The following is a 12684-nucleotide window of genomic DNA, read 5'->3' as shown; positions in this document are numbered from 1 at the left end:
CGAACTCCCGACCGTCCGCTTAGAAGGCGGATGCTCTATCCAGCTGAGCTACTGAGACATATTGTAGTTATAAAAAAAATGGGGCGATCGATGGGACTTGAACCCACGAGTGCCGGAGCCACAATCCGGTGCGTTAACCCCTTCGCCACGACCGCCATAATGTACGCGTTTTAAAAATGTTCCTTGGCAGGGGCAGTAGGAATCGAACCCACACCAAAGGTTTTGGAGACCTTCGTTCTACCGTTAAACTATGCCCCTATGGTAGCGGTGGAGGGGATCGAACCCCCGACCTTTCGGGTATGAACCGAACGCTCTAGCCATCTGAGCTACGCCGCCATGATTATCTCGTAATAAAAAGAAGTGGCGGAGGGAGAGGGATTCGAACCCCCGTGAGCTTGCACTCTAACGGTTTTCAAGACCGCCCCGTTATGACCACTTCGGTATCCCTCCGCAAAATATGGAGCGGGTGATGGGAATCGAACCCACGCGACCAGCTTGGAAGGCTGGAGTTCTACCATTGAACTACACCCGCTTGAATATGGTGCCGGTGAAGGGACTTGAACCCCCACGGTTTCCCTCACGATTTTGAGTCGCGCGCGTCTGCCATTCCGCCACACCGGCATATTCATTTGAAACATGGTCGGGAAGACAGGATTCGAACCTGCGACCCCTTGGTCCCAAGCCAAGTACTCTACCAAGCTGAGCTACTTCCCGAATATCGTTCTTCACTTTTTAAAATGAAGATGCGTGCCCTGAGAGATTCGAACTCCCGACCTTTTGATTCGTAGTCAAACGCTCTATCCAGCTGAGCTAAGGGCACATGTTATGGAGCGGACGAAGGGTCTCGAACCCTCGACCTTCGCCTTGGCAAGGCGACGCTCTACCAATTGAGCTACGTCCGCATATTTATTGGTGCGGTCGAGAGGACTTGAACCTCCACGGTGTTGCCACCACTAGAACCTGAATCTAGCGCGTCTGCCAATTCCGCCACGACCGCATATAAAATTCAATCTCTCGCTTTTTAAAAACTGGTGAGCCATGAAGGACTCGAACCTTCGACCCTCTGATTAAAAGTCAGATGCTCTACCAACTGAGCTAATGGCTCTCGAAAAATGGCTGGGGTACTAGGATTTGAACCTAGGAATGACGGAGTCAAAGTCCGTTGCCTTACCGCTTGGCTATACCCCAATAGCCATGAAGTAAAGATGGTGGGGAGAGACGGATTCGAACCGCCGAACCCGGAGGGAGCAGATTTACAGTCTGCCGTGTTTAGCCACTTCACTATCTCCCCAAGCTTGTCCTTCAAAAGTAAACCTTATTCAGCTTTCAAAGAAAAAGTGGTGCCGGCAATAGGACTTGAACCCACAACCCCCTGATTACAAGTCAGGTGCTCTACCAATTGAGCTATACCGGCGTGTTTGGTATAAATGGTGGCTCGGGACGGAATCGAACCGCCGACACGAGGATTTTCAGTCCTCTGCTCTACCGACTGAGCTACCGAGCCTCAAGCGTAATTGTTTCGCCATCGCTTGAGAAAAATGGCGGAGCTGACGGGACTCGAACCCGCGACCTCCGGTGTGACAGACCGGCGTGAACTCCAACTTCACCACAGCTCCATGTAAAACATTCAGTTATTAAAAGTGGTGGAGGCTGACGGGATCGAACCGCCGACCCTCTGCTTGTAAGGCAGATGCTCTCCCAGCTGAGCTAAGCCTCCGCTATTCCCAACAAAGTGACGTTAATGCTTTGAAGCATATTCCGAGTACTTTGTTGGGACCCCTTATTATCAGGGCGTTTTGCTAGGTGACCCGTAGGGGATTCGAACCCCTGAATGACAGCGTGAAAGGCTGCTGTGTTAAACCGCTTCACCAACGGGCCATTTGAATGGCTCCTCGGGACGGACTCGAACCGCCGACCGATCGGTTAACAGCCGATTGCTCTACCAACTGAGCTACCGAGGAATGATGATGTTTTAGAATGGTGGAGCTGAACGGGATCGAACCGATGACCTCCTGCTTGCAAGGCAGGCGCTCTCCCAACTGAGCTACAGCCCCATTCTAATGCTTTCGTGACACAGTTGCCATGTCAGCTATGTAAGTAGTGGTGGGCCTAGGCTGACTCGAACAGCCGACCTCACGCTTATCAGGCGTGCGCTCTAACCAACTGAGCTATAGGCCCGTAATTACTTCCGGAACTTTAATCTATCACACTTTTAAGTTCATTGCAATAGAAAATTTGATATTTTTTTATTGCGTGGGTGAACTTTTTTGTGAAAGACGAGTTTAACAAAAGCACAATCTATTATAAGTCAGTTCATCATATATTTCAAATGTGTTTTTAAATTTTCATTAAGAAAAAAGCTTGCCCGGTAAAGGACAAGCTTTTCTTCGTCGCAATTAAATATCAAGATCGCGTACATTTGCTGCGTATTGTTCAATAAACTCCCTGCGAGGCTCTACTTCGTCACCCATCAGTGTCTCAAACACCATATCGGCATCCATAGCATCCTGGAGATCTACCTGAAGCAACGTACGAACTTCTGGGTCCATTGTAGTCTCCCACAATTGATCCGCGTTCATCTCACCTAGTCCTTTATAGCGTTGGACGTTTGGCTTCGGTTGTGCCTTTAAGGTAGCGAGAACCTCATCACGCTGCTTGTCGGTATAAGCATAGTGCAGCGTCTTCCCTTGCTTGATGCTGTAAAGAGGCGGCTGCGCAATATAAATATACCCCGCTTCGATCAACTGTTTCATGTAACGGAAGAAGAACGTCAGCAGAAGCGTACGGATATGCGATCCGTCGACGTCGGCGTCCGTCATAATGACGACTTTATGGTAACGTGCCTTTGAAATATCAAAGTCTTCACCGACACCTGTTCCCAAAGCCGTAATAATAGCACGGATCTCGTTGTTGCCGAGAATTTTGTCCAAACGTGCTTTTTCTACGTTCAATACCTTCCCGCGAAGAGGAAGAATGGCTTGGAAATGACGATCGCGTCCCATCTTTGCAGAACCGCCCGCAGAGTCACCCTCTACAATGAACAGTTCAGATTCGGATGCGTCCTTGGAAGAGCAGTCCGCCAGTTTACCCGGCAAAGCACTTACTTCCAGGGCACTCTTGCGACGAGTCATTTCACGTGCTTTTCGAGCTGCCTCACGGGCACGAGATGCCATGAGCGCTTTTTCCACAACTTTTTTGGCTACACCCGGATTTTCTTCCATAAAGGTGTTAAAACGGTCACCAAAGACAGACTCGGTAATGCTGCGCGCTTCCGAGTTGCCCAGCTTCGTTTTTGTTTGTCCTTCAAACTGAGGCTCTTGAATTTTTACGGAGATAATCGCGGTAATACCTTCACGCACATCGTCCCCGGAAAGATTCGGATCCTTTTCCTTCAGGAAGTTAAACTTGCGGCTGTAGTCGTTGATAACACGCGTAAGAGCCGTTTTAAATCCGGTTTCGTGAGTACCACCCTCATGCGTATTGATGTTATTGGCAAAAGAGTAGATGTTGCTCACATAGCTGTCGTTGTACTGAAGGGCAACCTCCACGACAAGACCTTCTTTTTCCCCTTCGCAATAAATCACATCATCATGCAGGGCTTCCCGGTTTTTATTCAAGTATTCTACGAACTGGATGATACCGCCCTCGTAGTGGAAGGACTCTTCCTTCTGCTGATCTGGGCGTGTATCCTTCAGCGTAATGCGCAATCCTTTGTTCAGGAACGCCAGCTCGCGAATACGTTTTTGCAAAATCTCGTACTCAAATACAGTTGTTTCGGTAAAAATAGTCGGGTCGGGCTTGAAGGTTACTTTTGTTCCCGTTTCATCGGTCTCGCCTACGACAGCAAGATCGGCATCCGGTGCACCTACTGTAAAGCGCATGTAGTATATCTGGTTATTTTGTTTAACCTCGACTTCCATCCATTCGGATAGCGCGTTCACTACCGAGCTACCGACCCCGTGAAGACCACCGGACACTTTGTATCCGCCACCGCCGAATTTACCACCGGCGTGCAATACAGTCAAAACGGTTTCAACAGTGGATTTCCCGGTCTTTTCATGAATGCCAGTCGGGATTCCTCGACCGTTATCGGTTACAGATACGGAGTTGTCTGGATGAATGACCACCAAGATCTCGTCGCAATAACCGGCCAGCGCCTCGTCAATGGCATTGTCGACAATCTCCCATACCAGGTGATGCAAACCTCGGCTGCTGGTCGACCCGATGTACATGCCGGGACGTTTCCGAACTGCCTCTAACCCTTCCAGTACCTGAATCTGACTCGCATCGTAGTTTGTATCTTTCGTCGTCACTTGATCCACTACTCTGTCAACTCCTCCACTTCAGCTTGTACAAAGGGAAACTGATCCAAGCTGTCCACGAACTGAGCGCGTCGCTTCAGCGTCAGAGAAGAAATAGGTGAACAGTAAATGGCGCTCTGGGTGATTACATAAGACTTCGTTTCTTCCTCACTATGGTCAACAACTGTTTTACTTTTTTCAAGTAAGAACGCTTTATTGATTTTTGAGGATTTCACAGTCTGATGATCGAGGATGGAAATAACTTCCTTCGTGCTCACCACAGTATCTCCACCAATGTGAATAAACATCCCTGTACCCCCTACCTTTCTCCGGAGATTTTCCCTTCCCTCACGTAAAAACGAGAGGCTTGCTGGAGAACCTGATGCTTTAAGCCTTCCACACCTGTGGTACTTACAAACGTCTGTACTCGATCCTGAATGGTTTCGAGCAGCAATGTTTGCCGATGTTCATCCAACTCTGACAAGACATCATCCAACAACAGAACGGGGTATTCTCCCACTTCTTCTTTAATCAGCTCAATTTCGGCCAATTTAATGGACAGCGCACTGGTGCGTTGCTGTCCCTGGGAACCATACGTTTGCACATCCATGTTGTTCACTTTAAGTGAAAAATCATCACGGTGTGGCCCAATAAGGGTGTTCCCCCGCATGATTTCCCGGTCGCGAACCTCTTCGTAGGCAGCAAGCATTTTATCTACAGCTTGATCTATCGTCATCTCTTCTGTAACGGGCGATGAGTTAACGTAATGCAAAGAAAGTCTTTCCCTGCCATCGGTAATGCCAGTGTGGATTTCCTGTGCCCACGTCTCCAACTTCCGAATGAACTCAAAACGCTTCCGTAACAATTTTACCGCTAAATCGGCTAATTGGGTATTCCAAATTGCCAGCATTTCCAGCGAGTTACTTTTTTTCATGGCCAAATCCTTTAAAAGCTGATTTCGCTGGGCCAGCACTTTGTTGTAATTGCTCAAATAATAAAGATACGTAGGTGAAACTTGACCGATTTCCATATCGATGAAGCGTCTGCGCTGGGCAGGTGCGCCTTTGACAATGGAAAGATCCTCGGGTGCAAACATGACGACATTCAATGCCCCCACATAGGCGCTCAGCTTCTGCTGTTCCATTCCGTTGATTTTGGCCCGCTTTCCCTTGGTTGTCAACTGCAGCTCTAAACGAACAGAACCGTAGCGACGAAGAACATCGCTACGGATCGTGGCATAATCGGCATCCCAGGAAATTAGCTCCTTGTCGCGGGGCGTTCGGTGGGATTTGGCGAGTGCCAAAACATAGATCGATTCGAGAGCATTCGTTTTCCCTTGAGCGTTGTTGCCAATAAACAACTGGATGGGACCGTCAAACGACAGGGACATCGTTTCGTAGTTGCGATAATTGGTTAGCGACAGGTTCTTGAGAAACAAGAATCACGCTCTCCTCTCAGGGGCGTACCACTTGATAGCGACCATAGCCTTCAATCGCCACTTCATCGCCAGGATATAGCTTGCGTCCACGTCTGTTGTCCAGCTCTCCATTAATCTGGATCGGAACCTCAGCCAAAAAAGCTTTGGCCATTCCCCCCGTGTCAATGATTTCAGCCAGCTTCAAAAATTGGCCGAGAGCAATATAGTCTGTGCTTATGGAAACCTCACGCATGGCTTGGCTCCTTTCTTTTACGTAAAAACATTTTAGTACGTACGAACCGGCAAAATCAAATGGAGCATCCAGTCATGATCGGTCGGACGAATCACAAATGGACTCATCGGGCCGCTAAAGCTCGCTTTGATTTCTGCGCTATCGATTGCACGCAGCGCATCGATCATGTATTTGGCGTTGAAGGAAATTTTCAATTCTTCGCCATTCATTGCTTTTGGCATCAAAATGTCCGTTACTTTCCCGATCTCAGGTGCATTGGACGTAATTTCGACGGTTCCATCAGGCATCGTAACGAGCTTGACTACGTTCGATTTGCCTTCGCGGCTCAGCAAGGAAGCGCGCTCGATGGATTGCAAAAACTCCTTGGTGCTAACGGTGATCTCCGTTTTGCTTCCTTGTGGAATAATTCTGGTCGTGTCCGGATAGGTTCCTTCCAAGAGACGGGAATAGAACAGGATATGCTTGGACTTCACCAGGATTTGATTGTCCGCAACAACGATATCTGCGAGATTTTGGTCGTCATCTAATATTTTTACCAATTCATTGCAGCTTTTACCCGGAACAACCACGTTGTGGAAAGAAAGATCCTCTGGGCATTCGACCATTGCGGTACGACTAGCCAAGCGATGGCTGTCTGTTGCCACAAAACGCAATTTGCCTTGATCAAGCGACCACATTAAACCGGTCAAGATCGGACGCATCTCGGAAGTGGAAACACCAAAAACAGTCTGACGAATCATTGCCTTCAGTAAATCACAGGGAACACTGAAGACTTTATCTTCTTCCAGATGCGGCAGCTGTGGATATTCGTTGGCATCCATTCCGTTAATGGTGAACTCAGCTTGTCCGGAACGAATTTTGGTTACGAGACGATCATCCACTTGAATATCGATTTCATTGCTTGGCAGTTTGCGCACGATTTCGCTGAAAATACGTGCAGTCAACACAATGCTACCAGGTTGATGTACGGTAACTCCCCATTCTCCGGCTTCTTCCATCGGGATCTGAACTTCAATAGACACATCAGAATCGCTTGCTGTCAGTGTCAAACCTTCATCATCCGTTTTGATTTTAATCCCGGTCAAAATTGGAATCGTAGTTCTGCTAGAAACTGCTTTGCTAACATGCGATACGGCGTTCGATAGCTTTTCACGCTGAACGGTAATATGCATCGACGTGAGCCTCCCTCTCCGGCGCCATTATTTTGGTTGGAATCTGCATAATGGCTGCGCCTTTATCATAACTTATTAGGATAAATCTTTTTAACAGAAGTAGTAATAGGGCCTGTGGATTTGTGGATATGTGGGTCCATTACGTAAAAGAGAGCCTATACACATGTGGGTAAGTTGTGTATAGGCTTTTTGCGTTATGCACAGGTTTAATGGTTTGCTTTTAACTTTTCAATGAGCGACTGAATGGTTGTTTGCATATGAGGGTCATTTGCCAGTGCACGAGAGATTTTCTCATGGGCATGGATGACTGTCGTATGGTCACGGCCGCCAAATTCATCACCGATTTTCGGCAAGGAGGCATCCGTCAGCTCTCTGGAGAGATACATCGCAATCTGACGGGGGAAAGCGACAGTTTTTGTCCGTTTTTTCGCCTTGAAATCTTCTAGTTTCAGGCTGAACGCTTCTCCGACCGTTCGTTGGATGTCCATAATGGTAATCACGCGTGGACGGGAGGAAGGAATAATGTCTTTCAGTGCTTCCGCCGCCAGCTGCGTGTCGATATCTCGATTAATCAAGGAGGAGTAGGCAACGACACGAATCAGTGCGCCTTCCAGCTCGCGGATGTTGCTGTCGATCTGGTTGGCAATGTACGCCATTACCTCATTAGGGATATCGAGATTTTCTGCTTTCGCCTTTTTGCGCAAAATCGCAATCCGCGTTTCGAGGTCTGGCGGCTGAATATCAGTAATCAGCCCCCATTCGAAGCGTGAGCGGAGGCGATCCTCCAGCGTCGGGATCTCCTTAGGAGGTCGATCGGAGGAGATGATGATTTGTTTGCTTTCTTCATGCAAGGCATTGAACGTATGGAAAAACTCTTCTTGTGTCGACTCTTTGCCTGCCAAAAACTGAATGTCATCAATTAAAAGAACGTCAACACTCCGGTATTTATTGCGGAATTCGACGGCTTTGTTATCACGAATCGAGTTGATGAATTCATTGGTGAATTTCTCAGACGACAAATAGACCACTTTCGCCGATGGGTTGTGCTGAATGACATAATGGCCAATTGCATGCATTAAGTGGGTTTTGCCAAGTCCGACTCCTCCGTAAATGAAGAGGGGATTGTAAGCTTTCGCAGGAGCTTCAGCAACCGCAAGAGATGCGGCGTGAGCGAATCGATTCCCTGAGCCGATGACAAACGTGTCAAAGGTGTATTTGGGATTTAAGATACTGGGTGGCTGGTCATCCGCGACTGTTGGCGGTTCGCTCATTTTCACCCGTGGGGCAGGTTGTTCGTCGGCAAAAGCCGCATCAGGATTTTGCATCGCGACGAACTTTACTTTCATATTGATACCCGTCACTTCATATAGTGTATCGGTAATCAGTTGTGCGTACCTGGTTTCTAGCCAATCACGAGCAAAGTCGTTTGGTGCGACGACGATCAGTGCATCTTCTTCTAATGTAGTTGCCTTTGTCGCCTTCAGCCAGGTATCAAAACTGGGTTTGCTTAGCGATTTTTCTATCTTGGCGAGTACTTTGCGCCATAGTTCGCTAATCGCTGCATCCAACCAGAATCCCTCCCTTTGGGCCATCCGAAAAATTGATGAAGACCGATCCATCATGATCGAGAAAAAGTGCAAAAACCTGCTATGTTGTGACTTAATTGTCAACACAGCCGTATGTAACGACTGTGGATAAAAAAAGTCGAAATATAGGGATTCCGCTCGTAGAAGTGAAAAAAAGCAGACGGTTATCCTCAATCCTGTGAGTAACGACATACACATAGGAAAGAATCTGTCCACAAACTTATCCACACCCTGTGGAAAAACCGATTCACGTATCGGAGTTATTCACGCTTCAAAACAAAAACATAATAACAGATATAAAGCGTGGTATCAATGGTTTTTTCATACTTATCCACAAACACAACTTCTGGTACTCGCCACATATTCACATCCCTATATTTTGTGTACAAGCTGTAGATAAACTTGTCGAAAGCTGTTTTTGTGGATAAAATGATATCCACAGACCCGGGAAATAGTTTTATGGGGATATTTGCCTTGGTAATGAAATTCCACTGTTGCTTGACTTTTTAGGCATATGTTCTTATAATGCAAAAGAATGTCTTTGCAAGACGGAGGTGTATACGTAATGAAACCATCTTTCAATCCTAACAACCGCAAGCGCAAAAAGGATCATGGATTCCGTAAGCGCATGAGCACAAAAAATGGCCGTAAAATTTTGGCTGCTCGTCGTCAAAGAGGTAGAAAAGTTCTTTCCGCTTAGGCCACACTTTCAGTGGCCTTTTTGTTTGCCTACATATGTCTGAAAATTCTTTGTTCTTATAAAAAGAGGAAGGCTCTCTCCGATGTGGAAACCTTTTGAGGGATAATCGTTACCTAGCTACCGAAAATCCTACTATTTATTGAAGAGACAGGAGGAGGCCGATGGAGCAAAGTAAGGATGTAACCGACTTTTTTGTATCGTTGGCGCGAGAGTTTCTTGATGAATGGCCTCTAGCCAGCTTGGTATGTGCCTATGCTGGTGGATCTGTCGGGAGGAGAGAAGCGGACGCATACAGCGACCTTGATTTACACATCTTTGTGGAGGGAGAAGATGATCCTTCCTGTGAAAATCGTTTGTTTAGAGGGCATGTGATACAGCTGCAGGTTCAATCTGCTCCTACAGATGAAGAAGTATACGAGAATCCGTGGGCATGGCGTTACTTAAAGGAAGCAAAGGTGATTCTAGACCCGGAGGATCGTTTCACTTCCTGGATGAATGACATGTGTGCCTATATGGATTCCCCGGCTGGAAAAGAGAAAATGTTTGCACAGGCAAAAGCGGAGGTAGATTCGTTCCATGAAGAGGCGCAGGCTGCCTTAAGGGAAGGCTTTCCTTACTCCGCTTATTTGGCTGCATGGGCAGGATGGATAGGGGCGCTGCAAATGAGTGCCGTCTTCCAGGGGCATTCGTTGAGTGATGCACAGTTGTATCAGTTGGTTCAGAAAGCAGGACGGTCGGACGGTATGGATGGCTTTTTTCAGGAGACATACCAGAGTATTCAGGATGTACAGGATGCACTCATGGTATTGGCGGACTATCGGGCTCATCTACGGTCAATAAATGAGGGGATCGAGTTTGTACTGGCGACTGAAAATGATTGGTTAGTAAAGAGGAAGGTTCAGAGATTGCAGGAGAGAAATCAGCTTGATATGGCCGGGTTTTTATTATTTTCAGAGGCGATCTGGTTATATCAAAGTGTGGATTCTGATGAATGGCTGGAAAATCATTGGGCGGATCTGCCTGCCGAGCTTTCCTTGTCCCTTCAAAAATTGGGCTTTTTCCAAGCGGATGGGCCATTGCTCGCTCATTTACGTCATGCCAGTGCAGAAATCATCGCGGAAATTGACTGTTAGGGGAAAAAAGTGGACGAAACAAGGATATACTGGTAGATGCTGTTTACGTTTTCTACTATAATTGTGATGTTAGGGGTTGTTTACCTTGCATCGTTCACACCGGCTCAAAAAAAATGAGCAATTCCAAGCTGTGTTTCAACGAGGAAGTTCTGCTGCTAATAAGCAGTTTGTCTTGTATTCAGCAAAGCAAGAGGGACAAGCGGCTTTTCGTGCTGGAATTTCCGTCAGTAAAAAAATTGGCAATGCTGTTGTCCGCAATAGAGTCAAGCGGCTTATACGCGAAGCAGTAGCTCGAATGGAGTCTGATATTCCAGTCGGTCTCGATCTCGTCATCATCGCCCGTCCGGGTGTGGAAGCGATGACACTTGAAGCCATTGAGCAATCTCTGTTACATGTGATGAAGCGAGCCAAAGTGATCAAACAGGCACCCGTACATAATGGAAAAAGAGATGGAAAAAGAGGGTGAAACGATGATGGTGAAGATCATGGTTTGGTTGATTCGGGGATACCAACTGATGATTTCTCCGTATAAACCACCTTCATGCAGATTCGCGCCCACCTGTTCTCACTACGCAATCGAGTCGATTCGCCGATTTGGAGCGTGGAGGGGAGGCTGGTTGGCCCTTCGTCGCATCTTGAAATGCCATCCGTTCCACCCGGGCGGGTATGATCCAGTCCCGGATCAGCACAAATAAGATTACCTCAATTGAAGCGGGGAAAAGGAGGATCACCCTTGAGTAGACGTACACTCAGCATTCTTATGCTGACTATGCTGGTTCTAGTTTTGTCGGGCTGTAACCCCCAAGCTGCAGCACCAATTGGCCCTGACGCAACCGGCATTTGGGACAAGTATTTTGTCTATCCACTGTCCTGGCTAATTAAAGAGAGCGCATTGATACTCGGAAACAACTACGGTCTGGGTATCCTGGTTGCAACGATCATCATTCGAATCATTGTGCTTCCATTGATGGTCAAGCAAATCAAGAGCTCCAAGAAAATGCAAGAGATTCAACCGGAGATGCAAAAAATCCGTGACAAGTACAAAAATGATCCTCAAAAAGCGCAAGCGGAAACCATGGCTTTGTTCCAGAAGAGCGGTGTCAACCCGTTGGCTGGATGCTTGCCAATGTTGGTACAAATGCCGATTTTGATTGCGTTCTACCATGCGATTATCCGTACAACCGAGATTAATTCGCAAACGTTCATGTGGCTGACGCTGGGACAAAAGGACCCGTACTACATCTTGCCAATCATTGCGGCGATTACGACGTACCTGCAGTCCAAGATGATGGGTCAGGCAACACAAGGGAATCCACAAATGCAAATGATGATCGTCATGATGCCGCTGATGATTTTGGCGATTGCTGTCACATTGCCATCAGCGCTGTCTCTGTACTGGGTATACGGTAACCTGTTTACCATTGTACAAACCTACTTCCTGTATCGTGATAAAGGAAATATGCCAACTCCTAAGGGGGGAGCCTCCAAGTGAAAAAGGTGGTAGCTACGGCAAAAACGATCGACGATGCTGTGCAAAAAGCTTTACTGGAATTGGGAGTGCCGCGTGAGCGGGCAACGATCCAAGTTCTGGAGGAACCAAGCAGAGGGTTGTTTGGACTGATTGGGGCAAAGGACGCTAAAGTGCAAGTAGAATTTCACTTTGATCCGGTTGCACAGGGACGTGACTTTCTTCAAGACGTTTTGTCGAACATGAAGGTGAATGCCAAAGTGGAGACGCGTACAAATGAAGAAGGCATGCTGTTTGACATCCAGGGAACCAATCTGGGAATCATTATTGGCCGCAGGGGACAAACTCTTGATTCATTACAGTATCTCGTAAACGTCGTAGCGAACCGTCATGCGGACAAACATGTACGTATCACTCTGGATGCCGAAAATTACAGGCTGCGTCGCAAGGAAACATTGGAGCAGCTAGCAGATCGTGTGGCGAAAAAAGCGTTATCGACCAAACGGGATGTACGTCTGGAACCAATGTCTGCTGCTGAACGGAAAGTAATCCACGCCTTCTTGCAAAAGAGAGCGGATGTGGTTACCTTCAGTGAAGGAGACGAGCCAAATCGTTATATCGTGATTGCACCGAAAGAAGCCTCTCGCTAGGCTT

The 12684-nt window shown here is 47.4% G+C and carries 12 protein-coding genes and 22 tRNA genes (1 of these 34 running past the window's edge); 6 read left to right on the top strand and 28 right to left on the bottom strand.

Translation table 11 applies throughout. From position 1 onward, the window contains the following. The 28 genes from HP567_RS02710 to dnaA all read right to left on the bottom strand — a co-directional run. Nucleotides 1-58: transfer RNA gene (locus HP567_RS02710), tRNA-Arg, on the bottom strand (it extends 16 nt beyond the left edge of the window). 21 nt (nucleotides 59-79) lie between these two features. Next, nucleotides 80-155: transfer RNA gene (locus HP567_RS02705), tRNA-His, on the bottom strand. Nucleotides 156-184: 29 nt separating this feature from the next. After that, a tRNA-Trp gene (locus tag HP567_RS02700) sits at nucleotides 185-258 on the bottom strand. Between the two features lies 1 nt (nucleotide 259). Continuing rightward, nucleotides 260-336: transfer RNA gene (locus tag HP567_RS02695), tRNA-Met, on the bottom strand. Between the two features lie 25 nt (nucleotides 337-361). Next, nucleotides 362-450: transfer RNA gene (locus HP567_RS02690), tRNA-Ser, on the bottom strand. An 8-nt stretch (nucleotides 451-458) separates the two neighbouring features. Continuing rightward, a tRNA-Gly gene (locus tag HP567_RS02685) sits at nucleotides 459-532 on the bottom strand. A gap of 7 nt (nucleotides 533-539) precedes the next feature. Then, nucleotides 540-621: transfer RNA gene (locus tag HP567_RS02680), tRNA-Leu, on the bottom strand. A 16-nt stretch (nucleotides 622-637) separates the two neighbouring features. After that, nucleotides 638-714, bottom strand: a tRNA-Pro gene (locus HP567_RS02675). A 32-nt stretch (nucleotides 715-746) separates the two neighbouring features. After that, a tRNA-Arg gene (locus HP567_RS02670) sits at nucleotides 747-820 on the bottom strand. A gap of 6 nt (nucleotides 821-826) precedes the next feature. Further along, a tRNA-Gly gene (locus HP567_RS02665) sits at nucleotides 827-902 on the bottom strand. 8 nt (nucleotides 903-910) lie between these two features. Further along, a tRNA-Leu gene (locus tag HP567_RS02660) sits at nucleotides 911-997 on the bottom strand. Nucleotides 998-1029: 32 nt separating this feature from the next. After that, nucleotides 1030-1105 (bottom strand) — tRNA-Lys (locus HP567_RS02655). 8 nt (nucleotides 1106-1113) lie between these two features. Further along, a tRNA-Gln gene (locus tag HP567_RS02650) sits at nucleotides 1114-1188 on the bottom strand. A gap of 18 nt (nucleotides 1189-1206) precedes the next feature. After that, nucleotides 1207-1291 (bottom strand) — tRNA-Tyr (locus HP567_RS02645). Between the two features lie 47 nt (nucleotides 1292-1338). After that, nucleotides 1339-1414, bottom strand: a tRNA-Thr gene (locus tag HP567_RS02640). A 14-nt stretch (nucleotides 1415-1428) separates the two neighbouring features. Further along, nucleotides 1429-1504 (bottom strand) — tRNA-Phe (locus HP567_RS02635). A gap of 35 nt (nucleotides 1505-1539) precedes the next feature. After that, nucleotides 1540-1616: transfer RNA gene (locus HP567_RS02630), tRNA-Asp, on the bottom strand. Between the two features lie 25 nt (nucleotides 1617-1641). Then, nucleotides 1642-1717: transfer RNA gene (locus tag HP567_RS02625), tRNA-Val, on the bottom strand. A gap of 87 nt (nucleotides 1718-1804) precedes the next feature. Then, nucleotides 1805-1878 (bottom strand) — tRNA-Glu (locus HP567_RS02620). Between the two features lie 7 nt (nucleotides 1879-1885). After that, nucleotides 1886-1961 (bottom strand) — tRNA-Asn (locus tag HP567_RS02615). Between the two features lie 17 nt (nucleotides 1962-1978). Then, nucleotides 1979-2054 (bottom strand) — tRNA-Ala (locus tag HP567_RS02610). A gap of 47 nt (nucleotides 2055-2101) precedes the next feature. After that, nucleotides 2102-2178 (bottom strand) — tRNA-Ile (locus HP567_RS02605). A gap of 218 nt (nucleotides 2179-2396) precedes the next feature. Continuing rightward, a complete protein-coding gene (gyrB, locus tag HP567_RS02600; RefSeq protein WP_173612522.1) occupies nucleotides 2397-4322 on the bottom strand; it encodes a DNA topoisomerase (ATP-hydrolyzing) subunit B in 1926 nt (641 codons plus the stop codon). After that, on the bottom strand, nucleotides 4322-4609 hold the full coding sequence (gene remB / locus HP567_RS02595; protein ID WP_016739359.1) for an extracellular matrix regulator RemB: 288 nt from the start codon (nucleotides 4607-4609) through the stop codon (nucleotides 4322-4324). Before remB ends, gyrB begins: the two co-directional genes overlap by 1 nt. Nucleotides 4610-4620: 11 nt before the next feature. After that, nucleotides 4621-5739 carry a DNA replication/repair protein RecF gene (recF, locus tag HP567_RS02590; RefSeq protein ID WP_173612521.1) on the bottom strand — a complete coding sequence of 373 codons (1119 nt, stop codon included), beginning with the start codon at nucleotides 5737-5739 and terminating at the stop codon, nucleotides 4621-4623. Nucleotides 5740-5755: 16 nt separating this feature from the next. After that, entirely contained in the window at nucleotides 5756-5971 is a 216-nt protein-coding gene (gene yaaA, locus HP567_RS02585) for a S4 domain-containing protein YaaA (RefSeq protein WP_012683786.1), read from the bottom strand. 32 nt (nucleotides 5972-6003) lie between these two features. Beyond that, nucleotides 6004-7143, bottom strand: coding sequence for a DNA polymerase III subunit beta (gene dnaN / locus HP567_RS02580; RefSeq protein ID WP_173612520.1), 1140 nt, complete (start codon nucleotides 7141-7143; stop codon nucleotides 6004-6006). Between the two features lie 206 nt (nucleotides 7144-7349). Beyond that, the gene (dnaA, locus tag HP567_RS02575) at nucleotides 7350-8735 is read right to left on the bottom strand and encodes a chromosomal replication initiator protein DnaA (protein ID WP_106784234.1); all 1386 of its coding nucleotides are present in this window, start codon (nucleotides 8733-8735) and stop codon (nucleotides 7350-7352) included. Between the two features lie 559 nt (nucleotides 8736-9294). On the opposite strand from dnaA, the gene rpmH reads away from it, so the two are divergent. The 6 genes from rpmH to jag all read left to right on the top strand — a co-directional run bounded on the left by rpmH (nucleotide 9295) and on the right by jag (nucleotide 12680). Next, the gene (gene rpmH, locus HP567_RS02570; protein ID WP_007720125.1) at nucleotides 9295-9429 is read left to right on the top strand and encodes a 50S ribosomal protein L34; all 135 of its coding nucleotides are present in this window, start codon (nucleotides 9295-9297) and stop codon (nucleotides 9427-9429) included. A gap of 161 nt (nucleotides 9430-9590) precedes the next feature. After that, nucleotides 9591-10562 (top strand): hypothetical protein, encoded by a 972-nt coding sequence (locus tag HP567_RS02565; protein WP_173612519.1) that lies wholly within the window; start codon nucleotides 9591-9593, stop codon nucleotides 10560-10562. 85 nt (nucleotides 10563-10647) lie between these two features. Continuing rightward, complete coding sequence (gene rnpA / locus HP567_RS02560; protein WP_015894104.1) at nucleotides 10648-11028, top strand: ribonuclease P protein component; 381 nt, start codon at nucleotides 10648-10650, stop codon at nucleotides 11026-11028. A gap of 4 nt (nucleotides 11029-11032) precedes the next feature. Further along, on the top strand, nucleotides 11033-11257 hold the full coding sequence (gene yidD / locus HP567_RS02555; RefSeq protein WP_205669431.1) for a membrane protein insertion efficiency factor YidD: 225 nt from the start codon (nucleotides 11033-11035) through the stop codon (nucleotides 11255-11257). Nucleotides 11258-11295: 38 nt separating this feature from the next. Further along, nucleotides 11296-12054, top strand: a complete 759-nt coding sequence (gene yidC, locus HP567_RS02550) for a membrane protein insertase YidC (RefSeq protein WP_285860880.1) — start codon at nucleotides 11296-11298, stop codon at nucleotides 12052-12054. Then, nucleotides 12051-12680 (top strand): RNA-binding cell elongation regulator Jag/EloR, encoded by a 630-nt coding sequence (gene jag, locus HP567_RS02545; RefSeq protein ID WP_007720132.1) that lies wholly within the window; start codon nucleotides 12051-12053, stop codon nucleotides 12678-12680. Before yidC ends, jag begins: the two co-directional genes overlap by 4 nt. Nucleotides 12681-12684: the final 4 nt, after the last annotated feature.

It is taken from the genome of Brevibacillus sp. M2.1A (assembly GCF_013284355.2).
Classification (GTDB): Bacteria; Bacillota; Bacilli; order Brevibacillales; family Brevibacillaceae; genus Brevibacillus.
The sequence above is the reverse complement of the archived record's forward strand: the minus strand, read 5'-3'. Positions and strand labels throughout refer to the sequence as shown.